General features: G+C 64.2%; 16 protein-coding genes and 6 pseudogenes. 13 read left to right on the forward strand and 9 right to left on the reverse strand.

The window, feature by feature from the left end:
* Position 1: 1 nt before the first annotated feature.
* From ACHMW6_RS01720 to ACHMW6_RS01755, 8 genes are all read left to right on the forward strand, one after another.
* A complete protein-coding gene (locus ACHMW6_RS01720; protein ID WP_395405032.1) occupies positions 2 to 595 on the forward strand; it encodes an ANTAR domain-containing response regulator in 594 nt (197 codons plus the stop codon).
* Between the two features lie 37 nt (positions 596 to 632).
* Entirely contained in the window at positions 633 to 1763 is a 1131-nt protein-coding gene (locus tag ACHMW6_RS01725) for a CmpA/NrtA family ABC transporter substrate-binding protein (RefSeq protein WP_395405034.1), read from the forward strand.
* Positions 1764 to 1780: 17 nt separating this feature from the next.
* The gene (locus tag ACHMW6_RS01730) at positions 1781 to 2419 is read left to right on the forward strand and encodes a methyl-accepting chemotaxis protein (protein WP_395405036.1); all 639 of its coding nucleotides are present in this window, start codon (positions 1781 to 1783) and stop codon (positions 2417 to 2419) included.
* A gap of 299 nt (positions 2420 to 2718) precedes the next feature.
* Positions 2719 to 4020 carry an MFS transporter gene (locus ACHMW6_RS01735; RefSeq protein WP_395405038.1) on the forward strand — a complete coding sequence of 434 codons (1302 nt, stop codon included), beginning with the start codon at positions 2719 to 2721 and terminating at the stop codon, positions 4018 to 4020.
* Entirely contained in the window at positions 4017 to 6545 is a 2529-nt protein-coding gene (nirB, locus tag ACHMW6_RS01740; protein ID WP_395405040.1) for a nitrite reductase large subunit NirB, read from the forward strand. The genes ACHMW6_RS01735 and nirB overlap by 4 nt, the downstream gene beginning before the upstream one ends.
* A gap of 11 nt (positions 6546 to 6556) precedes the next feature.
* Complete coding sequence (gene nirD, locus ACHMW6_RS01745) at positions 6557 to 6907, forward strand: nitrite reductase small subunit NirD (RefSeq protein ID WP_395405042.1); 351 nt, start codon at positions 6557 to 6559, stop codon at positions 6905 to 6907.
* Complete coding sequence (locus ACHMW6_RS01750; protein WP_395405044.1) at positions 6904 to 8118, forward strand: NAD(P)/FAD-dependent oxidoreductase; 1215 nt, start codon at positions 6904 to 6906, stop codon at positions 8116 to 8118. The genes nirD and ACHMW6_RS01750 overlap by 4 nt, the downstream gene beginning before the upstream one ends.
* A 4-nt stretch (positions 8119 to 8122) precedes the next feature.
* The gene (locus tag ACHMW6_RS01755; protein ID WP_395405046.1) at positions 8123 to 10873 is read left to right on the forward strand and encodes a molybdopterin-dependent oxidoreductase; all 2751 of its coding nucleotides are present in this window, start codon (positions 8123 to 8125) and stop codon (positions 10871 to 10873) included.
* Here ACHMW6_RS01755 and gabD read toward each other — a convergent pair.
* Positions 10870 to 12330, reverse strand: coding sequence for an NADP-dependent succinate-semialdehyde dehydrogenase (gene gabD / locus ACHMW6_RS01760; protein ID WP_395405048.1), 1461 nt, complete (start codon positions 12328 to 12330; stop codon positions 10870 to 10872). The genes ACHMW6_RS01755 and gabD overlap by 4 nt on opposite strands.
* A gap of 135 nt (positions 12331 to 12465) precedes the next feature.
* Here gabD and ACHMW6_RS01765 point away from each other — a divergent pair, with 135 nt between their 5' ends.
* The 4 genes and pseudogenes from ACHMW6_RS01765 (at position 12466) to ACHMW6_RS01780 (ending at position 17525) form a co-directional block, all read left to right on the forward strand.
* Positions 12466 to 13221, forward strand: coding sequence for a gamma-glutamyl-gamma-aminobutyrate hydrolase family protein (locus ACHMW6_RS01765; RefSeq protein ID WP_395405050.1), 756 nt, complete (start codon positions 12466 to 12468; stop codon positions 13219 to 13221).
* Positions 13222 to 13270: 49 nt separating this feature from the next.
* A pseudogene (locus ACHMW6_RS01770) lies at positions 13271 to 14642 on the forward strand (glutamine synthetase family protein).
* A gap of 10 nt (positions 14643 to 14652) precedes the next feature.
* A complete protein-coding gene (locus ACHMW6_RS01775; RefSeq protein WP_395405052.1) occupies positions 14653 to 16038 on the forward strand; it encodes an aspartate aminotransferase family protein in 1386 nt (461 codons plus the stop codon).
* A 2-nt stretch (positions 16039 to 16040) separates the two neighbouring features.
* Positions 16041 to 17525 carry an aldehyde dehydrogenase gene (locus ACHMW6_RS01780; protein ID WP_395405054.1) on the forward strand — a complete coding sequence of 495 codons (1485 nt, stop codon included), beginning with the start codon at positions 16041 to 16043 and terminating at the stop codon, positions 17523 to 17525.
* A gap of 99 nt (positions 17526 to 17624) precedes the next feature.
* Here the strand turns inward: ACHMW6_RS01780 and panB are convergent, their stop codons facing one another.
* Positions 17625 to 18485, reverse strand: coding sequence for a 3-methyl-2-oxobutanoate hydroxymethyltransferase (gene panB / locus ACHMW6_RS01785; protein WP_395405056.1), 861 nt, complete (start codon positions 18483 to 18485; stop codon positions 17625 to 17627).
* 81 nt (positions 18486 to 18566) lie between these two features.
* Positions 18567 to 19417 (reverse strand): annotated as a pseudogene (locus ACHMW6_RS01790) (LysR family transcriptional regulator).
* Between the two features lie 89 nt (positions 19418 to 19506).
* On the opposite strand from ACHMW6_RS01790, the gene ACHMW6_RS01795 reads away from it, so the two are divergent.
* On the forward strand, positions 19507 to 20355 hold the full coding sequence (locus ACHMW6_RS01795; RefSeq protein WP_395405058.1) for an alpha/beta fold hydrolase: 849 nt from the start codon (positions 19507 to 19509) through the stop codon (positions 20353 to 20355).
* On the opposite strand, the gene ACHMW6_RS01800 is transcribed toward ACHMW6_RS01795, so the two are convergent.
* From ACHMW6_RS01800 to ACHMW6_RS01825, 6 genes and pseudogenes are all read right to left on the reverse strand, one after another.
* Positions 20356 to 20691 carry a DMT family protein gene (locus ACHMW6_RS01800; protein WP_395405060.1) on the reverse strand — a complete coding sequence of 112 codons (336 nt, stop codon included), beginning with the start codon at positions 20689 to 20691 and terminating at the stop codon, positions 20356 to 20358.
* A pseudogene (folK, locus tag ACHMW6_RS01805) lies at positions 20688 to 21171 on the reverse strand (2-amino-4-hydroxy-6-hydroxymethyldihydropteridine diphosphokinase). Before folK ends, ACHMW6_RS01800 begins: the two are co-directional and overlap by 4 nt.
* A gap of 30 nt (positions 21172 to 21201) precedes the next feature.
* A pseudogene (gene pcnB / locus ACHMW6_RS01810) lies at positions 21202 to 22730 on the reverse strand (polynucleotide adenylyltransferase PcnB).
* Positions 22723 to 23394, reverse strand: a complete 672-nt coding sequence (locus ACHMW6_RS01815) for an HAD family hydrolase (RefSeq protein WP_395405062.1) — start codon at positions 23392 to 23394, stop codon at positions 22723 to 22725. The pseudogene pcnB and the gene ACHMW6_RS01815 overlap by 8 nt, the downstream one beginning before the upstream one ends.
* A pseudogene (hda, locus tag ACHMW6_RS01820) lies at positions 23394 to 24061 on the reverse strand (DnaA regulatory inactivator Hda). Before hda ends, ACHMW6_RS01815 begins: the two are co-directional and overlap by 1 nt.
* A gap of 51 nt (positions 24062 to 24112) precedes the next feature.
* A pseudogene (locus ACHMW6_RS01825) lies at positions 24113 to 25198 on the reverse strand (AI-2E family transporter).
* Positions 25199 to 25246 lie beyond the last annotated feature (48 nt).

Below are 25246 nucleotides of genomic sequence, written 5' to 3' on the forward strand. Positions count from 1 at the left end.
CATGAGCCGGAATTTACGCATTGTCCTGATCCACCCGCCGCACGAAAGTGAGGAGCGCGCCCACGCGCTTCACGCCGGGCTGGCGGAGGCCGGCTACGAGGTGATTGCCTCGCTGCCCGCCGACATCCACCTGCCCGAGCAGATCGCCCAGCTGCAGCCGGACATGATCATCGTCGACGCCGAATCCGACGCGCGCGACGTGCTCGAACACATCGTCATCGCCACGCGCGACGAGCGTCGTCCCATCGTCATGTTTACCGAAGACGAGGACCCCTCGTCCATGGAAGCCGCCATGGCAGCGGGCGTGTGCTCGTATGTCGTGGCAGGCCTGCAGCCCGAGCGTATCAAGCCGGTACTGAAAGTGGCCATGATGCGCTTCCAGCGCGAGCAGAAGCTGCTGCACGAGCTGGAGGACACGAAGCACAAACTGGCCGAGCGCAAGGTCATCGACCGCGCCAAGGGCCTGCTGATGACAAAGCACGGCATGACGGAGGACCAGGCTTACCAGAAGCTGCGCACGATGGCGATGAACAAGAACCTGAAGCTGGCCGAAATCGCCCAGCGCATCCTGGACGTGGAGGATTTGCTGGGCTGATGCACAGTTTTGGTGCAAAACCCGGCCGGAGTAGAGCATGCAGATTGAAAAAGAACGAGTCAGGATCGGATTCAACCCACTCACCGACTGCGCCTCGGTGGTGATGGCGTCCGTGCTGGGTTTCGACCGCAAGCACGGCATCCGTATCGAATTAAGCAAGGAAACCTCGTGGGCGGGCGTGCGCGACAAGCTGCTGACGGGCGAACTGGATGCCGCCCACGCCTTGTATGGCCTGGTCTACGGCACCCAGCTGGGCATCGGCGCCAGCCGCCGTGACATGGCCATTTTGATGAACCTGAACCGCAACGGCCAGGCCATCACCCTGTCGCGCCGCCTGTATGAACAAGGCGCCAGGGATGGCGCCTCGCTGGCGCAGCTGATGCGCGGCCAGGAGCGCCGCTTCACGTTTGCCCAGACTTTCCCCACCGGCACCCATGCTATGTGGCTGTATTACTGGCTGGCCGCCCACGGCGTACATCCGCTCAAGGACGCGCGCACCATCACCGTGCCGCCGGCCCAAATGGCAACCAATCTGGCCGCCGGCCATATGGACGGCTACTGCGCCGGCGAACCCTGGGGCCACCGCGCGGTGATGGATGGCGTGGGCGTGACCATCGCGACCAGCCAGGAGATCTGGCCCGACCATCCGGAAAAGGTGCTGGCCGCGTCCGCCGATTTCGTGCGCGCCAATCCCAACACCGCCCGCGCCCTGGTCGCCGCCGTGCTGGAGGCCAGCCGCTGGATTGACGCCAGCCCGGAAAACCGCATGGCGATGGCCGAGATCATTTCCGCCGTCCCCTATGTCAATACCGGCAAGGAGGTGATCTGGCAGCGCATCCTCGGCCACTACGACGACGGCATGGGCAAGCGCTGGGAAGACCCGCACAGCATGGCCTTCCACCAGGATGGCGAAGCGAACTTCCCTTATCTGTCCGACGGCATGTGGTTCATGACCCAGCACCGCCGCTGGGGCTTGCTGAAGGGAGACCCCGACTACCACGCCATCGCCAGCCAGCTGCACCAGCTCGCCCTTTATAAAGAGGCGGCGGAAATAACAGAGACGCCCATTCCCGCCTCGCCCCTGCGGTCCTCGACGCTGATGGACGGGGCCATCTGGGATGGCAAGGACCCGGTGCGCTACGCCGCCTCCTTCGCGATCCGGCAATAGATAATGGAGCACATATCATGGAAGCATCACCTTTATCCGGCGAAGTTTTTGGCGCATTGATCAATCTTTCCGGCCGGCGCCGGTTTACCTCCCAGCGCCTGGTGCTGTATGCGGTACTGGCATCACAGGGCCAGCCAGAAGCCGTGGCAACGGCCCGCGAGGCGCTCACGCTGTTCCGCAATGCGCACCACACGCTGGTGAACGGCAACGATTCCCTGCCCGGCATATTCTGTAGCGAGCTGCAGGAAGCTTATTACGGCAGGCTGTCCGGCGCGGCGCAGATTGCCGGCTTTATCGAACTGGCCGAACGCGCGCTGGATGCCGCCGAGCGCGGCGCGCGCACTGCGCCGGCATTGCTGGCGGAGCTGGTCGAGATCACCACGCCGGTTCTGGCGGTGCTGAACCAGATCACGTCGATCTACGAGGAATTGTCCAAGCGGCATGCGGTGCAGATGAAGAAGCAGCTGCGCAGCGTGATCACGGACATCGAAACCATCGCGCGCCAGGCCAAGATGGTGTCCTTCAACGCCCGCGTGATCGCGGCGCGTGCCGGGCAGGCGGGCAAGGAGTTCGCGGTCGTGGCCGGGGTGCTCTCCAATATCACGACGGAAATCGACGACATGGTCAAGACCGCACTAAGTGCCGCCAGCGCCTAGCCTGGGCGCACGCCGTGCACTGATGCGGTGCACCATAATCGGGCGAAAACGCACCCAAAACTATCACTAATCCCCCTTTCATTGCCATTTCACCCATGTTCTGCCCCTGCGGCAGGGACAAAACAAGGTGGCACAGCTCTTGCAAAGCAGTAGGGCATAGGGTCAATGGCGACCCTCCCAATTGAATCGCTGGTCTAACGAGGGGCTGGCAACAGGACAACGGCGTCCGTGCATCCCGGCTCACTCAAAAGGCCTGGGCTGCGCGGGCGCTTTTTTGTTTTCTAGACGGGATGAAAAAAATGGCCAGCAAAGCTACCAGCATCAAACTGTTTTCCATCAGCAGCCCGCAGATGCGGGCCTTCCACCTCACCTGGATGGCCTTCTTCGTGTGCTTCTTCGCATGGTTCGCCTGCGCGCCGCTGATGCCCGTGATCAAGGGTGAATTCGGCCTGACTCCGGCGCAAATCGCCAACATCAATATCGCCGCCGTCGCAATCACCATCATCGTGCGCCTGATCATCGGCCCCATGTGCGACCGTTTCGGACCGCGCAAGACTTATACCGGCCTGCTGCTGCTTGGCGCCATTCCCGTGCTGGGCGTGGCTGCTGCCCAGACTTATGAAAGCTTCCTGTTCTTCCGACTGCTGATCGGCGCTGTGGGCGCGAGCTTCGTGATCACGCAGTACCACACCTCCGTGATGTTCGCTCCGAATGTGGTCGGCACCGCCAACGCGGCATCGGCCGGCTGGGGCAATGCGGGCGGCGGCGTGGTGCAGTCCACCATGCCGCTGATCATGGCCGCCATGATCATGCTGGGCGTGAACGAGACCATCGGCTGGCGCGCCGCCCTGGTGGTGCCGGGCGTGCTGATGATCATCATGGCCTTCGTCTACTACCGCTTCACCCAGGACTGCCCGCAAGGTAATTATTCCGATCTGCGCGCCGCCGGCGTAGAGATCGAAAGCGGCAAGAAAGGCGGCTGGGCGAGCTTCAAGCTGGCTGCAAAGAACTACCGCGTGTGGATGCTGTTCGTGACCTACGGCGCCTGCTTCGGCGTGGAAATCTTCATTCACAACATCGCCGCGACCTATTACGTCGACAACTTCAAACTGACCCTGCCGCAGGCCGGCATGGCGGCCGGCAGCTTCGGCCTGCTGGCGCTGTTTGCCCGTGCACTGGGTGGCTGGGTGTCCGACAAGGCGGCAGTGCGCGGCAGCCTGAATGCGCGCGTCAACCTGCTGGTTGTGATGATGATCGGCGAAGGCGCCGGCCTGCTGTGGTTCTCACACGCCGAGACCGTGACGTTTGCCGTGATCGCCATGCTGACCTTTGGCCTGTTCACCCACATGGCTTGCGGCGCGACCTACGCCGTGGTGCCCTTCATCGACAAACGCGCCCTGGGCGGCGTGGCCGGCATCATCGGCGCCGGCGGCAATGTGGGCGCCGTGGCGGCAGGCTTCCTGCTGAAGGGCGTGGGCAACACGCAGCAAACGCTGAGCATCCTTGGCATCCTCGTCGCAGTATCGGCGCTGTGCGCCGTCGCCGCGCGCTTCAGCGCAGAGACCAACAAAGAACACGCACTGGCAGGAGCAGCAGTATGAAGATCGTCGTTATCGGCCACGGCATGGTGGGCCACAAATTCCTCGAATCGCTGGCGGATTCCGGCGCGGCGAACCTGAACGTGACGGTGCTGTGCGAAGAGCCGCGTCCTGCGTATGACCGCGTGCACCTGTCCGAATTCTTCTCCGGTAAGAGCGCGGAAGACCTGTCCCTGGTCAAGCCGGGCTTCTTCGAGCGCGACGATATGGTGCTGCGCCTGAATGCCCGCGCTACCGTCATCGATCTCGCTGCGCGCCAGGTCACGGTCAACACGGGCGATGTGCTGGATTACGACAAGCTGGTGCTGGCCACCGGTTCCTTCCCCTTCGTGCCTCCGGTCGAAGGCAAGGACCGCAAGGACTGCTTCGTCTACCGCACTATCGAAGACCTGGAAGCCATGCTCGAATGCGGCAAGCGCTCCAAGTCCGGCGTGGTGATCGGCGGCGGCCTGCTCGGCCTAGAATGCGCCAAGGCCCTGCGCGATATGGACCTGGAAACCCACGTGGTCGAATTCGCGCCGCGCCTGATGGCGGTGCAGGTCGATGACGGCGGCGGCCGCGTCCTGCGCAACAAGATTGAAGACCTGGGTGTGACCGTCCACACCGGCAAGAACACCATGTCCATCACCGAAGGCGAAGAGGGCACGCACCGCATGAACTTTGCGGACGGCAGCCACCTGGACACCGATATGATCGTGTTCTCCGCCGGCATCCGCCCGCGCGACATGCTGGCCCGTGAATGCGGCCTCGAAGTCGGCCCGCGCGGCGGCATCAGTATCAACAACCAGTGCCAGACCTCCGACCCGAACGTGTACGCCATCGGCGAATGCGCGCTGTGGGGCGGCATGATCTACGGCCTGGTGGCGCCTGGCTACGACATGGCGCGCGTGGCAGCAAAACATATCCTGGGCGACGCAGCGGCCGAATTCAGCGGCGCCGACATGAGCACCAAGCTGAAACTGATGGGCGTGGACGTGGCCAGCATCGGCGACCCGCACGCCAAGGCGGAAGGATCGCGCAGCTACCAGTTCACCGACGAGCGCAAGCAGGTGTACAAGAAGATCGTGGTGTCCGACTGCGGCAAGTACCTGCTGGGCGGCGTGATGATCGGCGACGCCTCCGAATACGGCACGCTGCTGCAGATGATGCTGAACCGCATCGAGCTGCCGGAAGCGCCTGAATTCCTGATCCTGCCGCAGTCCGACGGCGCCGCCAAGCCGGGCATCGGCGTGGATGCGCTGCCGGCATCGGCCCAGATCTGCTCCTGCAACGACGTGTCCAAGGGCGCGATCTGCGACGCGGTTGCAGCCGGCAATACCAGCATCGGCGCGCTGAAGAAGTGCTGCGGCGCGGGAACCTCCTGCGGCGGTTGCGTGCCCCTGGTGACGCAGATCATGAAGGCCGAGATGAAGAAGCTGGGCATGGACGTGAACAACCACGTCTGCGAACACTTCCCGCACTCGCGCCAGGAACTGTTCCACCTGATCCGCGTCGGCCAGATCAAGACTTTCGAAGACCTGGTCGCCCGTCACGGCAAGGGCATGGGCTGCGACATCTGCAAGCCGCTGGCGGCAAGCATCTTCGCCACCTGCTGGAACGACTTCGTGCTGAAGAAGGAACACGCCAGCCTGCAGGATTCGAACGACTACTTCCTGGGCAATATCCAGAAGGACGGCACCTACTCCGTGGTGCCGCGCATGCCGGGCGGCGAAGTGACACCGGAAGGCCTGATTGCTGTCGGCATGGTGGCCAGGAAATACGGGCTGTACACCAAGATCACCGGCGGCCAGCGCGTGGACCTGTTCGGCGCCCGCGTCGAACAGCTGCCGCTGATCTGGGAAGAACTGATCGCTGCCGGCTTCGAAACCGGCCACGCTTACGGCAAGTCGCTGCGCACGGTGAAGTCCTGCGTGGGTTCGACCTGGTGCCGTTACGGCGTGGGCGATTCCGTGGGCCTGGCGATCGAACTGGAAAACCGCTACAAGGGCTTGCGCACGCCGCACAAGATCAAGTTCGGCGTGTCCGGCTGCACCCGCGAGTGCGCCGAAGCACAGGGCAAGGACGTGGGCATCATCGCCACCGAAAAGGGCTGGAACCTCTACGTGTGCGGCAACGGCGGCATGAAGCCGCGCCACGCCGAGCTGCTGGCTTCGGACCTGGACAAGGAAACCCTGGTCAGGTACGTCGACCGCTTCCTCATGTTCTACAGCCGCACGGCCGACCGCCTGCAGCGCACCAGCACCTGGCGCGAGAACCTGGAAGGCGGCCTGGATTACCTGAAGGATGTCGTCATCAACGACAAGCTGGGCGTGAACGCCGAGATGGAAGAGGACATGCAGCGCGTGGTCGAAACCTACGCCTGCGAATGGAAGGAAGCGGTGAACAACCCCGAGACCCGCGCGCGCTTCCGCCACTTCGTCAACAGCCCTGACAAGGACAGCAATGTGGTCTTCATGGAAGAGCGCGGCCAGATCCGCCCCGCCACCATTGAGGAACGCAAACTCATCCCGATCAAAGTCGTCGCTTAAGGAGAACAACCATGCACCGCGATATCCAAACCGGCAACTGGACCGCCATCTGCGGCCTCGATGACATCGTCCCCAACACCGGCGTCTGCGCCCTGCTGAATGGCGAACAGGTGGCCGTGTTCCACCTGCTCGACCAGGGCGAGCCGCGCGTTTTTGCGATCGGCAACTACGACCCGAACTCGGAAGCCTCCGTGCTGTCGCGCGGCCTGGTGGGCAACCTCGGCGAGCGCATCGTGGTTGCCTCGCCCATCTACAAGCACCATTTCGACCTGCAGACCGGCGAGTGCCTGGAAGCGCCTGAGCATTCGGTGTCGACCTGGCCGGCGCGCATCGATGGCGGAAAGGTCTGGGTCGGGGCATGAAGCCGTCGCTGGTCGTCGTCGGCAATGGCATGGCCGGGATGCGCACGGTTGAGGAGCTGCTCAAGCTGGCCCCCGACCTGTACGACATCACGGTCTTCGGCGCCGAGCCGCACGGGAACTACAACCGCATCCTGCTCTCGCCCGTGCTGGCCGGCGAGAAGACGGTGGACGACATCATGCTGCATACCCGCGAGTGGTACCAGCAGAACGGCATCACCCTGCACGCCGGCGACCCGGTCGAGCACATCGACCGCAAGCGCCGCACCGTGCGTGCGCGCTCCGGCCTGGAGGTGCGCTACGACCGCCTGCTGCTGGCCACCGGTTCCAAGCCCTTCATCATTCCCGTGCCCGGCCATGAACTGCCTGGCGTGCTGGCCTTCCGCGACATCCAGGACGTGGAAGACATGCTTCAAGCCGCGCGCAATCACAAGCATGCCGTTGTCATTGGCGGCGGCCTGCTGGGCCTTGAAGCGGCCAACGGCCTGCAGCGCCAGGGCATGGAAGTCACCGTTGTCCACGTCACCGACTCGCTGATGAACCAGCAGCTGGACAAGCCTGCTGCCGCTTTGCTGCAGAAGGCGCTGGAGGCAAAAGGCCTGCGCTTCCTGCTGGGCGCGCAGACGGCGGCCATCACCGGCACCGACCGCGTGACCGGTGTGCGCTTCGCCGACGGCAGCGAAATTCCCGCCGACCTGGTGGTGATGACGGCCGGCGTGCGCCCCAATATCGCGCTGGCAAAGTCCGCCGGCCTGCACTGCGAGCGCGCCATCGTGGTGGACGACACGCTGCAAACCTATGACCCGCGCGTGTACGCCGTTGGCGAATGCGTGCAGCACCGCAGCGCCACCTTCGGCCTCGTGGCCCCGATCTGGGATCAGGCCCGCGTGTGCGGCGCCCACCTGGCCGGCGCGGGCGTACGCCGCTATGTGCAGCAGGCTTCGCCGACCCGCCTGAAGGTGACGGGTGTGGACTTGTACTCGGTGGGCGATTTCATCGGCGGCGAGGGCAGCGAAGACCTGGTGCTGCGCGATCCGCGCCGCGGCGTGTACAAGCGCCTGGTCCTAAACGGCAACCGCATTGCGGGCGCCGTGCTGTATGGCGACGTGCAGGATGGCCCGTGGTACTTCGACCTGATCCAGAAGCGCACCGATATTTCGGCTATGCGCAGTCAACTCTTGTTTGGCCAGGCGCTCTGCGCCCAGGCTGCGTGACATCATGAATCTCTCCCAGGAACACCTGTCGGTCAGCACTACCTGTGCCTATTGCGGCGTTGGCTGCGGCGTGAAGGCGACGCCGCGCGAGGATGGCGGTTTCGACATCGCGGGCGATGCCGCGCATCCGGCCAACTTCGGCCGCCTGTGCGTGAAGGGTTCCGCACTGGGCGAAACCATCGGCCTTGAAGGACGCCTGCTGCATCCGATGATGCGCGATGGCGCAGGCGGTTCTCTGCGCCAGGCTTCCTGGGATGAGGCGCTGGATCACGTGGCTGCGCGCTGGGCGGCGATTGTCGAGGAACACGGACCGGATTCGGTCGCATTCTATGTTTCCGGCCAGCTGCTTACCGAGGACTACTACGTCGCCAACAAGCTGATGAAGGGCTATGTGGGCAGCGCCAATATCGACACGAATTCGCGGCTGTGCATGTCCTCCGCCGTGGCGGGGCACAAGCGCGCCTTCGGCGAGGATGTGGTGCCCGTGCACTACGATGACCTGGAACTGGCGGACATGGTCGTCCTGGTCGGCTCCAACCTGGCCTGGTGCCATCCCATTCTGTTCCAGCGCCTGACGCGCGCGAAGGAAGCGCGGCCGGAAATGAAGATCGTCGTGATCGATCCGCGCCGCACCGCGACCTGCGAACTGGCCGACCTGCACCTGCCCGTGAAGCCGGGCACGGATGTGTGGCTGTTCAATGGCCTGCTGAATTACCTGTCGGGCATCGGCGCGGTCGATCCGGAATTTGTCGCTGCGCACACCAACGGCCTGGCCGATGCGCTGGCCGCCGCCGCGCTGACGCCGGAGGAAGTGGCGCGCGTTTGCCGCGTGAACCTGCATGACCTGATGGATTTCTACCAGTCCTTCGCAGCCACGGCGCGTGTGATCACGGGTTTCTCGATGGGCGTGAACCAGTCGGGCGCCGGTACGGACAAGGTGAACAGCATCATCAACTGCCACCTGATCGGCGGCCGTATCGGCAAGCCGGGCATGGGGCCGTTCTCGATCACGGGGCAGCCGAATGCGATGGGCGGGCGCGAAGTGGGCGGCCTGGCCAACATGCTGGCCGCGCACATGGATCTGGACAAGGCCGGGCATCGTGATGCCGTGCAAAGCTTCTGGGAGTCGCCGCGCATCGCTTCTTCCATGGGCCTGAAGGCGGTGGACCTGTTCAACGCCATCGAGGCGGGCCGCGTGAAGGCTGTGTGGGTGATTGCCACCAATCCTGTCGTCAGCCTGCCGAACGCGGACCAGGTGCGGCGCGCGCTGGGTAAGTGCGAGCTGGTGGTCTCCTCCGACGTGGTGCTGGCCACCGACACCAACGCCCACGCACACGTGCTGCTGCCGGCGCTGGCCTGGGGCGAGAAGGATGGCACCGTCACCAATTCCGAGCGCCGCATCTCGCGCCAGCGCGCCTTCCTGCCGGCGCCGGGCGAGGCGCGTCCGGACTGGCTGATCCTGTCGCAGTTCGCGCAGCGCCTGGGCTATTCCGGCTTCGACTTCAGCAGCGCGCGCGACATCTTCGTCGAGCACGCGGCCCTCAGCGCCTGGCGCAATGACGCTGCCGCCATCCCGCGCGCCTTCAACATCGGCGGCCTCGCAGCACTCGACGCCACCGCTTACGATGCGCTGCCGCCCACGCAGTGGCCCGTCTTCCCCATCCGGCCCACGTCGCAGTACGGCGGCCTGTCCGCCAGCGCCGCAGGGCCGTCGCCCGCCGCGCGCCCCTTCGCTGACGGCCGCTTCTGGCATGCCGACGGCAAGGCGCGCTTCGTCCCCACGCCCCCGCGTACCCCCGGCAACGCGCTGGACGAGGACTTCCCGCTCGCCCTGAACACCGGCCGCGTCCGCGACCAGTGGCACACGATGACCCGCACCGGCCGTGCGCCCAAGCTGGGCGACCACATCTCGGAATCCTTCGTCGACATGCACCCGCAGGACGCCCTGCTGTGCGGCGTGAAGGAAGGTGAACTGGCCCGCATCTCCAGCCACTGGGGCAGCATGATCGCCCGCGTGCAGCACGGTGGCGGCATCGCCCGCGGCAGCGCCTTCATTCCCATTCACTGGAACAACCAGACCGCGTCGGACGCGCGCGTCGGCGCCCTGGTCAACCCGGTGGTGGACCCCGTGTCCGGCGAACCCGAATTCAAGCATACGCCGGTGCGCATCGACCGCTTCCCAGTGAAATGGCACGGCTTCGTGCTGAGCCGCACCAACCTGGAGCTGGACAGCCTGGCTTACTGGACCCGCGTGCAGGGCAAGGACTTCGCCCGCTACGAACTGGCAGGCCGCAACAATATAGAAGACTTCGGCCACTGGGCGCGCCAGCTGCTGGGCGTAACGGACGATGATCCCGACTGGCTCGAATACGCGGACAAGAGCGAAGGCGTTTACCGCGCCGTGCACCTGGTGAACGACCGCATCGAGCAATGCATCTTCATCTCGCCGCGCCTCGACCTGCCGGCGCGCGGCTGGCTCTCCGGCCTGTTCGCACAGGAGCAGCTGGAAGCCTCCGACCGCGCCGCCGTGCTGGCGGGACGCGCGATCGCACAAGGCGCGGATACCGGCCCCACCGTCTGCTCCTGCTTCGGCGTGGGCCGCAACACGATCTGCAAGGCGATCAAGGACAACGGGCTGAAGACCGCCGCCGAAGTCACCGCCTGCGTGAAGGCGGGCGGCAATTGCGGCAGCTGCGTGCCCGAGATCAAGCAGCTCCTGCTGCTGACCCGGGTCACGGAAGAGGAAGAGGCTTAGCGGTCGATGCCGCCCAGGCAGATGTACTTGATGACGAGGTAATCGTCCATGCCGTGCGTGGAGCCTTCCCGGCCGATGCCGGACTGCTTCACGCCGCCGAACGGCGCGATCTCGTTCGAGATCAGGCCCGTGTTCACGCCGACCATGCCGCTTTCGATGCCTTCGGCCACGCGCCAGATGCGGCCGATATCGCGCGAATAGAAGTAGGCGGCCAGGCCGAACTCCGTTGAGTTGGCGAGGGACACGGCTTCGTCATCGGTTTTAAAGCGGAACAGCGGCGCCACCGGGCCGAAGGTTTCCTCGTGCGCCACCAGCATGTCTGCATTCACATCCGCCAGCACGGTCGGCTGGAAGAAGCTGTGGCCCAGTTCATGGCGTTGGCCGCCCAGCAGCAGGCGCGCACCCTTGCCCAGCGCATCGGCCACATGCTCTTCCACCTTCTGCACGGCTTTTTCTTCGATCAGCGGCCCTTGCGTAACATCGGCGTCAACGCCGTTGCCGACCTTGAGCTTGCGTACCGCTTCCACCAGCCTGGCCGAGAAGGCATCATAGATCCCGTCCTGCACATAGATGCGGTTCGCGCACACGCAGGTCTGGCCAGCGTTGCGGTACTTGGACGCGATCGCGCCTTCCACGGCGGCATCCAGGTCCGCATCGTCGAACACGATGAAGGGCGCATTGCCGCCCAGTTCCAGCGAAACCTTCTTGATCGTCGGCGCGCACTGTTCCATCAGCAGGCGGCCCACGGCGGTCGAGCCGGTAAAGGTCAGCTTGCGCACAATGGGGTTGGAGGTCATCTCCTTGCCGATGGCCTTCGCATCGCCCGTCACCACGCTGAACACGCCGGCGGGAATGCCTGAGCGTTCAGCCAGCACGGCCAGCGCCAGTGCGGAGAAGGGCGTCAGTTCGGCGGGCTTGAGCACCATGGGGCAGCCTGCGGCAAGCGCGGGGCCGGCCTTGCGCGTGATCATCGCCGCCGGGAAGTTCCAGGGCGTGATGGCCGCGCAGACGCCGATCGGCTCGCGCGTGAGCACGATGCGCTTGTCCGGCCAGGGCGACTGCAAGGTTTCGCCCGCGATGCGCTTGGCTTCCTCGCCGAACCATTCGATGAATGACGCCGCATAGGCGATTTCGCCCTTGGACTCGGCCAGCGGCTTGCCCTGTTCGGCCGTCATCAGCAGCGCCAGGTCGTCCGCGTTCTCCAGCATCAGGTCATTCCACTTGCGCAGGACGGAAGCGCGCTCCTTGGCGGTCTTCCTGCGCCAGGCGGACCATGCGGCGTTGGCCGCTTCGATGGCGCGCCGCGTCTCGGCTTCGCCCATCTTCGGCACGGTACCGATCCGTTCTCCGGTCGCGGGATTGACGACGGCAATGGTTTCGCCGCTTTCGGCATCGCACCACTGGCCGTTGATATAGGCCTGCTGGCGCAGCAGGGTGGGATCTTTCAAAGTCAGCATATCGCCCCCTTTCTGAATCCACCAAGTATAGCGAGAAGCTTGCAACCTTGCCTTGAGCACAATCCGGGACGCGCGGTTGCGGATGTTTCAATTTGGGCATATGATCGAAGTGCAAAATATTGAGATAAAACTAATATGCGCCGCCCCATCGTACTGGTCCCCGCCTGCAGCCATCAGATTGGTTCGCACCCCTACTATGCCGCTCAGAACAAATATGTGGACGCGGTCGTAGTGGGAGCGCGCTGCCAGCCGCTGCTCGTGCCGCCGCTTGGCGACAATACGGATGTCGATGCACTGCTGGCCATGGCCGATGGCCTGATGCTCACCGGTGCGGCATCCAATCTGCATGCGCGCTACTATGGGCAGGATTTGCTCGATCCCTCGCTGCCCCTCGATCCCGCACGCGATGCAACCACGCTGCCCTTGATTCGCGCCGCCGTGGACAAGGGCGTGCCCCTGTTCGCAATCTGCCGCGGCTTCCAGGAAGTGAACGTGGCCCTCGGCGGCACGCTGCACCAGGCCGTGCACGAAGTGGCCGGCATGCTGGACCACCGCGAAAACAAGCGCGAATCGTTGGAGCAGCAATATGCTGAGGCGCACCGCGTAATGCTCGAGAAGGGCGGACGTTTGCACTACATTCTCGACGGCGAGAGCGAAATCCAGGTGAACTCCCTGCACGGGCAGGGCATCGACCAGCTGGCTCCCGGCCTGCTGGTCGAAGCGCGTTCCGACGACGGCCTGGTGGAAGCCTATGCCGTCGCCAACTCGCCCGGCTTTACGCTGGCCGTGCAGTGGCATCCCGAATGGCGCGTTGCCGACAACCCGGTTTCCATGAAGCTGTTCAGCGCATTCGGCCTGGCGTGCCGTGTGCATCGCGACCGCATCCCTTAGCGGCCCCTCTCTGCGGCAGTCCAGAATTTCAACAAACAGAGAGGAAGCTATGGCAATTCGCGAGAACTTTACTTACACCGACATGGAAGAGTGGCTCAATGAAAAGCGGGTCACGGAAATCGAATGCCTGGTGCCGGACCTGACCGGCGTCGCACGGGGGAAAATTCTCCCGCGCGGCAAATTCACGGAAGACCGGGGCATGCGCATCCCGGAGATTGTGCTCGGCATGACAGTAACCGGCAACACGCCCACCGAGGACGACGCCTACTACCGCGCGATTTCCTCCATCGACCGCGACATGATCCTGAAGGCCGACCCCACCACGATCACGATGGTGCCCTGGGCCGCCGATCCTACCGCGCAGGTGATCCACGACTGTCACTTCGCCGACGGCCGCCTGGTCGATTTCGCGCCGCGCACGGTGCTGCGCCGCGTGCTGAAACTGTATGAGGACAAAGGCTGGAAGCCCATCGTGGCGCCGGAACTGGAGTTCTACCTGACGGACAAGAATTCCGATCCGGACCTGCCGCTGAAAGCGCCCATCGGCCGCAGCGGCCGCGCCGAAACCAGCCGCCAGGTGTACAGCATCGATGCGGTCAACGAGTTCGACCCGCTGTTCGAGGATATCTACGATTACTGCGACATGATGGGCCTCGACGTCGATACGCTGATCCACGAGATCGGCGCCGGCCAGATGGAAATCAACTTCCTGCACGGCGAGCCGCTGGGCCTGGCGGACAAGGTGTTCTTCTTCAAGCGCACCTTGCGTGAGGCCGCGCTGAAGCACCATATGTACGCAACCTTCATGGCCAAGCCGATGGCCGGCGAGCCGGGATCGGCCATGCACATCCACCAGAGCGTGGTCGATGCGAAGACGGGCCTGAACATCTTCAGCAATGAGGATGGTTCGCCCTCGCCGCTGTTCAAGAACTACATCGGCGGCTTGCAACGCTACATGCCATCCGCTATGGCGATCGTGGCGCCCTATGTGAATTCCTACCGGCGCCTGGTGCGCCACACTGCCGCGCCGATCAACATCCAGTGGGGCGTGGACAACCGCACCGTGGGCTTCCGCATCCCCGAGTCGGGCGTGCAGGACCGCCGCATCGAGAACCGCATTATCGGTGCGGGATGCGAATCCCTACCTGGCGCTGGCAGTCACTCTGGCCTGCGGCTACCTTGGAATGACCGAACACCAGGAGCCTTCGCCCATCACCACCGGCAGCGCGTATGAGCTGAAGTACGAATTGCCGCAAGGCTTGCCGGACGCGCTGAAGCTGCTGCGCGCCGAACCCCGGCTGCATACGGTGCTGGGCGAGCGCTTCATCGATGTCTACGCAGCGATCAAGGAACTTGAGCACCAGGAATTCATGACGGTGATCAGCCCCTGGGAACGCGAACACCTGCTGCTGCACGTTTGAGGAGGGCGCCATGGAAACCGCTGACATCCAGGCCAGGGACCATGCGCACTACCTGCATCCCTTCACCGACCACAAGGCGCTGGGCGAGAAGGGCGTGCGCGTTATCGTACGCGGCGAAGGCATTTACCTGTGGGACTCGGAGGGAAAGAAGCTGCTGGACGGGATGTCCGGCCTGTGGTGCGTGAACACGGGCTACGGGCGCACCAGCATCGCCAAGGCCGTGTACGAGCAGATGGAAACGCTGCCCTTCTATAACAGCTTCTTCAACACCACCAACCTGCCCGCGGTCACGCTCGCGGCGAAGCTGGCGGAGATTGCGCCGCCCGGTTTCAAACACGTGTTCTACACCGGTTCCGGCTCGGAGGCGAACGACACCAATGTGCGCATGGTGCGCCGCTACTGGGACGTACTGGGTCAGCCGCAGCGCGACGTCATCATCAGCCGCCACAACGCCTATCACGGCAGCACGATGGCGGGCGCCTCGCTGGGCGGCATGGAAGGCATGCACGCGCAGGGCGGCCTGCCGATTCCCGGCATCGTGCATATCGGCCAGCCCGATTACCTGTCCGCCGGGCGCGGCATGACGGAGGAACAGTTCGGCATCCGCGCCGCCTCGTGGCTGGAGACGAAGATCCATGAAGTGGGTGCTGACCGTGTGGCGGCCTTCATCGGCGAGCCGATACAGGGCGCGGGCGGCGTGGTAATCCCGCCCAGCACTTACTGGCCGGAGATCCAGCGCATCTGCGACAAGTACGGCATCCTGCTGATCGCGGATGAAGTGATCACGGGCTTTGGCCGCACGGGCCGCATGTTCGCATCCGAGCTGGTCGGCATCCGGCCGGACCTGATCACCTTCGCGAAGGGCGTGACCTCGGGCTATGTGCCGCTGGGCGGTGTACTGGTGGGCCAGCGCGTGGCCGATGTGCTGGTAGGGCAGGGCGGCGAATTCCAGCATGGCTTCACTTACTCCGGCCATCCTGTGGCCTGTGCCGCGGCGCTGGAGTCGATCCGCATCGTGCAGGACGAGCGCCTGGTGCAGCGCGTGGCCGAGGATACGGGGCCTTACCTGGCCAGCCGCTTCGCCTCGCTGGACAACCACCCGCTGGTGGGCTTTACCAACAGCTGCGGCTTCGTCGCGGGCCTGAACCTGGTGCGCAGGAAGGGAGCCACGCTGCACCAGCACGAATGGTTCGAACCGGAGAAAGCCGTGGGCATGGTGTGCCGCGGCCATATGTTCAATAACGGCATGATCATGCGCGCCGTGGGCGACCGCATGATCATCGCACCGCCGCTGGTGATGACGCGTCCGCAGATCGACGAGATGGTGGCCCTTATCCGCCACTGCCTCGACCTCACGTATGCGGACTTGCGCGAACGCGGCTGGGTCAAGGAGTGAGCATGGAGAAAATCGACTGGCACGACCGCGCCATCCGCCTGAGCATCGATGGACGCGCCTTCATCAACGGTGAGCGCACCTGGGCGGTGGGCGGCCGCAAGTTCGACAATCTGTCGCCCATCGATGGCCGCTACCTGGCGCAGGTGGCGCGCTGCGAAGCCGGGGATGTGGACCTGGCGGTGTCCAAGGCCCGCGCGGCTTTCGAGGACGGTCGCTGGGCGCGCAAGGCGCCGGCGCAGCGCAAGAAGATCCTGCAGCGCTTTGCCGAGCTGATGATGCAGAACCTCGAGGAGCTGGCCCTGCTCGAAACGCTGGACATGGGCAAGCCGGTCAAGTACAGCCAGTCGGTGGACGTGCCACTTGCCGCCAATTGCATACGCTGGTACGGCGAGGCGATCGACAAGGTGTATGGCGAGATCGCGCCGACGCCGGCCCACAGCCTGGCGCTGATCACGCGCGAGCCGGTGGGCGTGGTCGCGGCCGTGGTGCCGTGGAACTATCCGATGCTGATGACGGCTTGGAAGATCGCACCGGCGCTCGCGGCGGGCAATAGCGTGATCCTGAAGCCGTCCGAGAAATCGCCTTTGACGGCGCTGCGCATGGCGGAACTGGCGATGGAAGCGGGCATCCCGGCCGGCGTGTTCAACGTTCTGCCGGGCTTCGGCAATGAGGCCGGCTCCGCACTGGCCTTGCATATGGATGTGGATTGCATCGGCTTTACCGGCTCCACCCGCACGGGCAAGCTGATCATGCAGATGGCGGGGCAGTCGAACCTGAAACGGGCATGGACGGAGCTGGGCGGCAAATCGGCCAATATCGTTTGCGCGGATTGTCCGGACCTGGATGCGGCGGTGTCGGCGGCCGTGGGCTCGATCTATTTCAACCAGGGCGAGAGTTGCAATGCACCTTCACGCCTGTTTGTCGAGGAATCGATTCGCGAGGAGTTCCTGGCGCGTGCGCTGAAGATGGTGCCGGACTATGCACCGGGCGATCCGCTCGACCCGGACACGGTAATGGGCGCGATCGTGGACGGCATCCAGATGAAGACGGTGATGGGCTATATCGAGTCGGGCAAGGAGGAGGGGGCGAAGCTGCTGGTCGGCGGCAATGCGGCACGCACCTCTACCGGCGGGTTCTATGTCGAGCCGACGCTGTTCGACGGCGTGCGCAATGACATGAAGATTGCGCGGGAGGAGATTTTTGGACCGGTGCTGTCGGTGCTCAGTTTCAGCGATCTCGATGAGGCGGTGCGGCAGGCGAATGCCACGCCTTACGGCTTGCACGCGGCGGTGTGGACTGCGGACCTGAGTAAGGCCGTGAAGACCGCCCGCGCCTTGCGGGCGGGCACGGTGCACGTCAACCAGTACGATGGGGACGATATCACCGTGCCGTTCGGCGGGTACAAGCAGTCGGGCAATGGCCGCGACAAGTCATTGCACGCGTTCGACAAGTACACCGAATTGAAAACGACGTGGATTCAGATTTAGGCCGTTAGCGGCGCAACCACGTCGGATCAATGATCCGACCTACGCGCCGTGTCTGAACCGCAGTGCGTAGGGCGGATCATTGATCCGCCGTGTGTGCCGTTAGAAGCAGTGTTCGATAGCCGGGAAGCTGCCGTCCTTGACAGCCGCCACATACGCGCTGACCGCCGCGCCAATACTGGTCTGCCCCTCCATGAAATTCTTCACGAAGCGCGCCTTACGGCCTGGGAACACGCCCAGCATATCGTGCATCACCAGCACCTGTCCCGAGCAATCGGGTCCGGCGCCGATGCCGATGGTCGGCATGGCCAGCAAGTCGGTGACTTCCTTGCCCAGCGCTGTCGGAATCGCCTCCAGCACGACCATGGACGCACCGGCCGCCTGCAGCTTCAGCGCATCCGCCTTCAGCAGGTCCGCGCTTTCCACGGTCTTGCCCTGCACCTTGTAGCCGCCCAGCGAGTGCACGGACTGCGGGGTCAGGCCCAGGTGGGCGCAGACGGGAACCGAACGATCAACCAGGAAACGCACGGTGTCCGCGACCCAGGCCCCGCCTTCGATCTTCACCATATGCGCGCCGGCCTGCATCAGCTTGACCGCATTGTCGAAAGCCTGCTGCGGCGTGCCGTAGGAACCGAAAGGCATGTCCGCCACGATCATCGCCGACTTCGTGCCGCGCGCCACGGCGGCGGTGTGATAGGCGACATCCTGCACGGTGACCGGCAGGGTGGACGTAAAGCCATTGCATACCATGCCCAGCGAATCGCCGATCAGCAGCACTTCGACGCCGCAGTTATCCATCAGCGTGGCGAAGCTGGAGTCGTAGCAGGTCAGCATGGTGATCTTTTCGCCGGCTGCGCGCAGCGCATTCAGCGTCGGAATCGTAACGGCCTTGGTCGGCACGGCTTTCGCCGGGGCAGGCGTGCCGCTGCTGGCGGGCGCCGGAGCGGGGGCCGAACCAGCCATATCGTTTCCTTGCAAATAACCAGACATGGTATGTCCTCGAAATAAAAAGCGTATTGTAAGCGCTTTATTTTAAATTGCTTGTCAGCGCCGCAATTCCGCCATGATCTTTTCGGCGAGGAAGTCGCACGGCGGCCGCTTCGACTTGGTGCTGCGCGCGAGGATGACTTCCAGCGCATCGATTTCCGGCAGGCCCTGCGCCTGGCCGAGCAGGGCGAGGTGCGACGGAACCGCGCAGCGCGCCAGCGGCGCCACGGCGAGTCCTGCTTCGACCATGCTCAGTAGCCCCATCAAGCTCGGGCTCTCATACGAGGTGCGATAGGGGATCTTTGCCTTTTCCAGGCTGCGGATCGCGTTTTCGCGCGCCACGCTGCCGGGCAGGAAGACGGCAATCGGCAAGGGCCGCTCTTTCCAGATATTCTTCGCGCTGGGCGTTGCGGCCCACACCATCGGTTCGAAGCGGATGAATTCTCCCGAGAGTCCCTTCACGCGCGTGGCGCAGACCAGGTCGACCGAGCCATCCTTGACCATCGGCGCCAGCGCCACGCTAGGCAACCCCACCACCTGGATTTCCACCTTCGGGTAGGTGGCCGAAAACTTCTTCAGGATCGACGGCAGCAGCGAATACGCATAGTCATCCGGCACGCCAATGACCACACGCCCTGTGATATCGGGCCGCACCACAGCGGCCCACGCCTCATCGCGCAGCGCCAGCATGCGCCGCGCATACGTCGCAGCACTTCGCCATCCTGGGTTGGCGTCACGCTGCGCGGCCCGCGCACGAACAGCGGCTTGCCGAGCGCCGTTTCCAGCGTCTTGATCTGCATGCTCACGGCCGATTGCGAGCGATGCACGATTTCGGCGGCGCGGCTGATGTTGCCGGTATCGGCCACGGCCACCATCATGGCCAGGACATCCAGGTCGAGTGCTTTCATAGGTATCAGAAAATCAGATAGATACGATCAATATTATGCGATTTTCTTAGGCTAACACGTCGGGCATAGTATCGGAAAGGAGGCCACTCATGAACGCACGCACCGATCCATCCATCTTCGCATCCCCGGAGCTGTACTTTGCCACGCTGTCGTCCGGCATTCGTGTGCCGTACGTGGCCAGTGGTTCGGGCGAACCGCTGTTCTTTGTGCATGGCTCGCTGTGCGACTTCCGTTATTGGGACAGCCAGATTGGCGTTCTGGCAAAGGACTTCTACTGCGTTTCGATGAGCCTTGGCCATTACTGGCCTGGCGGCGACGGCCGCGCCCTGGGAGAGTTCAGCTGGAAGAACCACGTTGCCGAACTCGCGGAGTTCATCGCCGCAATGGACGTGGGACCGGTGCACCTGGTGGGGCACTCGCGCGGTGGATGCGTGGCGTTCCAACTGGCGCGCGAGTATCCGCACCTTGTGAAATCGCTCACGCTGGCCGATCCTGGCGGCCCCCTGCAAATCGATGGAACCCCCGAGGCGTCGCTGCCGGCTGCGACCGAGACCCTGCGCGCACAAGTCGCGGAGCTGATTGAAAACCGTGAGATTGAGGCCGGAATTGAACTCTTTGTGGATTCGGTCAGCATGCCCGGCATCTGGCGCAAGAGCCCTTCCACTTTCCGCACCATGGCGCTCGATAACGCTTCCACGCTGCCCAAGCAGTTCCGTGATCCGCTGCCGGCGTATTCGCGCGAGGCTGCGGGTGAAATTAAATGCAGGACCTTGCTGATCGCGGGCCAAAAGAGCCCGCGTATGTATCACGATAACGTGGAACGGCTGGCGGAGTGGATCGAATCCGCGCAAACGCAAACCGTTGCCGGCGCCTCGCATGGTATGAACGTCACCCACGCGGCGGCGTTCAACCGGCTGCTCCAGGCCTTCGTGCGCTGATTATTTTCCGACAAACAGGAAGGCCACGGCAGCCATGATGCTGAAGAAGGCGCCCAGGTGGCGCCAGGTCAGCGGCTCGCCCAGCACAGTCACCATGAAGATGCCGAACACGATGAGGGCGATGGCTTCCTGCGTCACCTTCAGCTGGCCGGCGCTCCAGCCGCTGGCGAAGCCGATGCGGTTGGCGGGAACGGCCATGCAGTACTCGACGAAGGCGATACCCCAGCTGATCAGGATCACGTGATAGAGCGGCTTGGTCATGCCGCCTTTCAGGTGCCAGTACCAGGCGATCGTCATGAAGATGTTCGAGAGTGAAAGCAGGAGGAAGGTGGTCATGATGTGATTTTGGTGATCGCCTGGTCTGCCACGCGCGGCGTGAAGGCGGCGGCGGGCCCAAGGCCCGGTACTTCAATGTGTGGTTCGAGTTCGAGCAGGGGCGCCAGCACGAAGGCGCGCTCCGTCAGGCGCGGGGTGGGGCACCGTCAGTGTGGGCGAGTTGATGACCTGCTCGCCGTACAGCAGCAGGTCGAGGTCCAGCGTGCGCGGCGCGTTGCGATAGGGGCGCTGGCGGCCATGGGCCTGCTCGATGCCGTGCAGCGCCTGCAGCAGCGCTTCCGGTTCCAGTGCCGTTTGCAGGCGGGCGACGGCGTTGATGTAGTCGTCGCCGCTGGAATCGATGGGGGCTGTCCTGTACAGGCAGGAGACGCCGGCCAGCGTGCTGTCGTGCAGCTGGCGCAGCATTTCGATCGCATCTGCCACGTTGGCGCGGGCGTCGCCGAGGTTGGCGCCGATGCCGATATATGCAGTGACGTTCATGGCGGATATGCGGCGGATCAATGATCCGCCCTACGCTTCGTTGGGGGCAGAAGCTGCGCTGCCACCGCGCTTGCCGCGGCGGGGACGGCGGCGGCGGCGGCGCGGGGCGCCGCTGTCGTCGCTGGCAGGCATGTCGAAATCGTCCTCGCCTTCTTCGCCGGTTTCCGGGACATTGCCTTCGGCTGCCGTTTCGGCCGAGGCGTGTTCCTCAATGCCTTCGAGGCCTTCCTTGTGGCGCGTGCCGCGGCGCGGCGGGCGCTTGCGCTTGGCGCCGGCGGCGGCGTTGCCGGCCGAGGACACCAGCTCGGCGCGCATCACTTCATCGCCCTCATAGAAGGCAGTCCACCAGTCGCCCAGCTCCGCGTCGATCTCGCCCGGACGCGCAGCGCAGCAGCAGGAAGTCGTAGCCGGCGCGGAAGCGCAGGTGTTCCAGCAGCTTGTAAGGATTCTTGCCGCTGCGGCGCTCGAAGCGCGGCTGCATGGCCCAGATGTCGCGCATGTCCGAACCGATCTTGCGCTGCAGGGCCAGTTTCTCGGTCTGCGATTCCAGCACTTCGTCCGCCGCCAGGTGCAGGGCGGGGATAGGGAATTCGCCGGCGGCCTGGTAAGCCTGCCACTTCTCCAGCACCTGGTGCCACAGCAGGGAAGCGAACAGGAAGCCCGGCGACACGGTCTTGCCGGACAGGATGCGGCGGTCGGTGGCGTCCAGCGCCAGGGTCACGAACTTGGTGCCCAGCGGCTGCTCCAGCACCACGTCCAGCATCGGCAGCAGGCCGTGGTGCAGGCCTTCCTTGCGCAGCTGCTGCAGGCAGGCCAGCGCCTGGCCGGACATCAGCAGCTTCAGCATCTCGTCGAACACGCGTGCGGCAGGCACATTGTTGATCAGCGGCGCCATCACGGAAATCGGTTCGGCGGTGGTCGGCTCGATATCGAACTTCAGCTTGGCCGCGAAACGCACCACGCGCAGCATGCGCACCGGGTCTTCGCGGTAGCGCGCTTCCCGGCTGACCGATGATGCGCAGGGTCTTGGAGCGGATATCCTCGATGCCGCCGTGGTAGTCCAGCACTTCTTCGGTGGCCGGGTTGTAGTACATGGCGTTGACGGTGAAGTCGCGGCGCGCCGCATCTTCCGCTTGGGTGCCGAAAGTGTTATCGCGCAGCACGCGGCCATGTTCGTCGCGCGGCGCGTTGTCCATCGCGGTGCCGCGGAAGGTGGTCACTTCCAGCAGGTCCTGGCCGAACATCACGTGCACGATCTGGAAGCGCTTGCCGATGATGAAGGCGCGGCGGAACAGGCGCTTCACCTGCTCCGGCGTGGCATTGGTGGCGATGTCGAAATCCTTCGGCTTCACGCCCAGCAGCAGGTCGCGCACGGCGCCGCCCACGACGAAGGCCTGGAAGCCCGCTTCCTGCAGGGTGCTGGTGACGCGGATGGCGTTGGAAGACAGCAGCTTCTGGTCGATGCCGTGGTCTTTCGACCCCAGCACAACGGGCTCGCTGGTATTGCGTCCGGCCTTGCCTTTGACGCCCAGTATTTTGCGGATGAATTTCTTAATCATTGAACAGATGGAGTAAAGCCCAGCCTTTTGCCTCGGCGTGTTTGCTCAGCGTGGCGTTGGGGTTGGTCGCAATCGGGTGGCTGACGATGGACAGCAGCGGCAGGTCGTTGTGCGAATCGCTGTAGAAGTGCACGCTCTCGAAGCTGTCCAGGGTGTGGCCCATCGTCTCCAGCCAGGCCTTGGTGTGCATGATCTTGCCCTCGCCCTGGGTCGGCGTGCCTTGCAGCTTGCCGGTGATGCGGCCTTGCGCATCGCGCTCGGGCATGGCGGCAATCAGGTGCTCCACGCCGAAGGCTTTGGCGATCGGCGCCGTCACGAAGTGGTTGGTAGCGGTAACGATGGCAACCAGGTCGCCTGCGTCCAGGTGTTTCTGCAGCACGGCGCGGGCCGATGGCAGAATGTTCGGCATCACCACTTCCTGCATGAACTGCTGCTGCAGTTCGGCCAGGCGCTGCGGCTCGAAGGCAGCCAGGGTGCCCGGCGAGAATTCCAGGTATTCCACCGGGTCCAGGGTTCCGGCCTGGTACTGGGCGAAGAATTCATCGTTACGGCGACGGAACGCCTCCACGTCCACCGCGCCCAGGCGGCACAGGAACTTGCCCCATTCGTAATCGGAATCGATGGGCAGCAGGGTGTGGTCGAGGTCAAATAAGGCGAGCTTCATTATTCTTTCGCTTCCGCCTGCAGCCATTCGCGCAGCAGCGGCAGGGTGATCGGTCGTTGGGTTTCGAGGGAATACTGGTCGAGCGAGTCCAGCATCGAAGACAGCGAGCGCATGTCCCGCTGAAAATGGGACAGCAAGTAGGGTAACGCGCCGGAGACAAGGTCAAGCCACGGGCGGCGGCTGCCTGGCTCAGGGCGGCCACCTTCTCTTCGTCCGTCAGGCCGTGCAGCTGGTAGATCAGGCCCCAGCCCATGCGGGTACGCAAATCCTCGCGCACCGGCAGCACGGCCGGCGGCACGGCGCCGCTGCACACCATGAAGGCGTTGTTGGCGCGGATTTCATTGAACAGGGCGAAGGCGTCGATCTGGGCTACCGGCGACAGCTTTTCGCAGTCGTCCAGCAGGTAGAGGTCCACGTCCGGCGAGTACACAAACTCGGATTCGATCGAAAACGGGGAAATATAGCGGGCGCGCTCGGTCGAGGCGAGCGCCTTCAGCAGGTGCGACTTGCCTGCGCCGATTTCCCCCCACAGATAGGCAAAATGCTCGCGCGAAGTGCGCTCGGCGAACTGGCGCATCAGCGCAGCTACCTCGGCATTGCGGCCCACCTCGAAGGATTCCAGGGTGTGCACCGGCTCCGCGCCCAGGTCAAGCACCAGCTGTTTCATTGGCAGCGCCCCGGGTTAGTGGTCTTTTGCATAACGTTTTCGATCTTCACACTATGCATTATAAAAGCTGCTGCTTAGGTAGTGTCGCCGCAGGTGGCGGAAGGCCACCATCAGCAGGGCCGACGCGGGCAGCGCAAGCAGCACGCCGACAAAGCCGAACAGCTGTCCAAAGGCCAGCAGGGCGAAGATCACGGCCAGCGGATTGAGGCCGATGCGCTCGCCCACCAGGCGCGGCGTGAGGAAGAATCCTTCGATCACCTGGCCTACGCCGTAGATGATGGCCACGGCGATCAGGCCGCTCCAGTCGCTGAACTGCAGCAGCGCGGACATCAGGCGCCAGCAGCAGGCCCAGGCCGAAGCCCAGGTAGGGAATGAAAACCAGCAGGCCGGTGAGGATGCCCACAGGCAAGGCCACGTCGAAGCCGGCCAGGGCCAGGGCGGCCGAGTAGTAGCAGGCCAGCGCCGGCATCACCAGCAACTGGCCGCGCAGGTACTGGGCCGGCAGGCTGTCCGCCTCGCGCGCCATTGCCACGGTGGAGCCGATCCAGCGGCGCGGCACGGCGGCGGCCAGCGCGCGCCACCAGTTCATGCCAATCCAGCAACGTGTCGAACAGGACGACGGGGATCAGCACAGGCCGTCGCCAGCCGTCCCAGCACGGCGGTGCCGCCGATGCGGCCGAGTTCAGGATCGCAGTCCAGATCTGGTCGCCGCTGCTGGCCATCTGCTCGGTGACGAAGCGCTTGATGCCGGCCGAGTCGAAAGTGAAGTCCACGCCCATCTGCTGCAGGCGGGGGCCGAAAGTGTCGTTCAGGCGGGCCAGGGCAGTGGGGATGGCGGCCTGCGGCAAGGGGATTTCCTTCTGCAGCACGGGCACCACGATCAGCACGATGGCGAACATGGCAGCGAAAAACAGCACGATGACGAAGGTCACGGCCAGCGAGCGGGGCAGGGGGAAGCGTGCAAACTTGAAGCGGCTCAGGCGGTCGACGCCGGGATTCAGCACATAGGCCAGGATGGCGGCCGCCAGGAAGGGCGTCAGCACCCGGGCCGAGAGTCACCAGAAGGAACAGGAATGCCAGCCAGACTGCCACCCAAAACAAGGTTTGTTTTTGTTCTACCGAGAGGGGAAATGGCATGGATAAGCTGGCTTGTGGTCGAAAAACGGCTGATTGGGAGGCTAATTT

The organism is Pseudoduganella sp. UC29_106 (genome assembly GCF_044055365.1).
GTDB lineage: Bacteria > Pseudomonadota > Gammaproteobacteria > Burkholderiales > Burkholderiaceae_D > Rugamonas.

Excerpts from the sequence above, each read along its gene's own strand:
- nirB (WP_395405040.1), top strand. The coding sequence starts at position 4,017 with ATGAAGATCGTCGTTATCGGCCACGGCATGGTGGGCCACAAATTCCTC.
- gabD (WP_395405048.1), bottom strand. The coding sequence starts at position 12,330 with ATGCTGACTTTGAAAGATCCCACCCTGCTGCGCCAGCAGGCCTATATC.
- ACHMW6_RS01780 (WP_395405054.1), top strand. The coding sequence starts at position 16,041 with ATGGAGAAAATCGACTGGCACGACCGCGCCATCCGCCTGAGCATCGAT.
- panB (WP_395405056.1), bottom strand. The coding sequence starts at position 18,485 with ATGGCTGGTTCGGCCCCCGCTCCGGCGCCCGCCAGCAGCGGCACGCCT.
- ACHMW6_RS01800 (WP_395405060.1), bottom strand. The coding sequence starts at position 20,691 with ATGACCACCTTCCTCCTGCTTTCACTCTCGAACATCTTCATGACGATC.
- ACHMW6_RS01750 (WP_395405044.1), top strand. The coding sequence starts at position 6,904 with ATGAAGCCGTCGCTGGTCGTCGTCGGCAATGGCATGGCCGGGATGCGC.
- ACHMW6_RS01775 (WP_395405052.1), top strand. The coding sequence starts at position 14,653 with ATGGAAACCGCTGACATCCAGGCCAGGGACCATGCGCACTACCTGCAT.
- ACHMW6_RS01755 (WP_395405046.1), top strand. The coding sequence starts at position 8,123 with ATGAATCTCTCCCAGGAACACCTGTCGGTCAGCACTACCTGTGCCTAT.
- ACHMW6_RS01720 (WP_395405032.1), top strand. The coding sequence starts at position 2 with ATGAGCCGGAATTTACGCATTGTCCTGATCCACCCGCCGCACGAAAGT.
- ACHMW6_RS01735 (WP_395405038.1), top strand. The coding sequence starts at position 2,719 with ATGGCCAGCAAAGCTACCAGCATCAAACTGTTTTCCATCAGCAGCCCG.
- ACHMW6_RS01765 (WP_395405050.1), top strand. The coding sequence starts at position 12,466 with ATGCGCCGCCCCATCGTACTGGTCCCCGCCTGCAGCCATCAGATTGGT.
- ACHMW6_RS01795 (WP_395405058.1), top strand. The coding sequence starts at position 19,507 with ATGAACGCACGCACCGATCCATCCATCTTCGCATCCCCGGAGCTGTAC.
- ACHMW6_RS01815 (WP_395405062.1), bottom strand. The coding sequence starts at position 23,394 with ATGAAGCTCGCCTTATTTGACCTCGACCACACCCTGCTGCCCATCGAT.
- ACHMW6_RS01725 (WP_395405034.1), top strand. The coding sequence starts at position 633 with ATGCAGATTGAAAAAGAACGAGTCAGGATCGGATTCAACCCACTCACC.
- nirD (WP_395405042.1), top strand. The coding sequence starts at position 6,557 with ATGCACCGCGATATCCAAACCGGCAACTGGACCGCCATCTGCGGCCTC.
- ACHMW6_RS01730 (WP_395405036.1), top strand. The coding sequence starts at position 1,781 with ATGGAAGCATCACCTTTATCCGGCGAAGTTTTTGGCGCATTGATCAAT.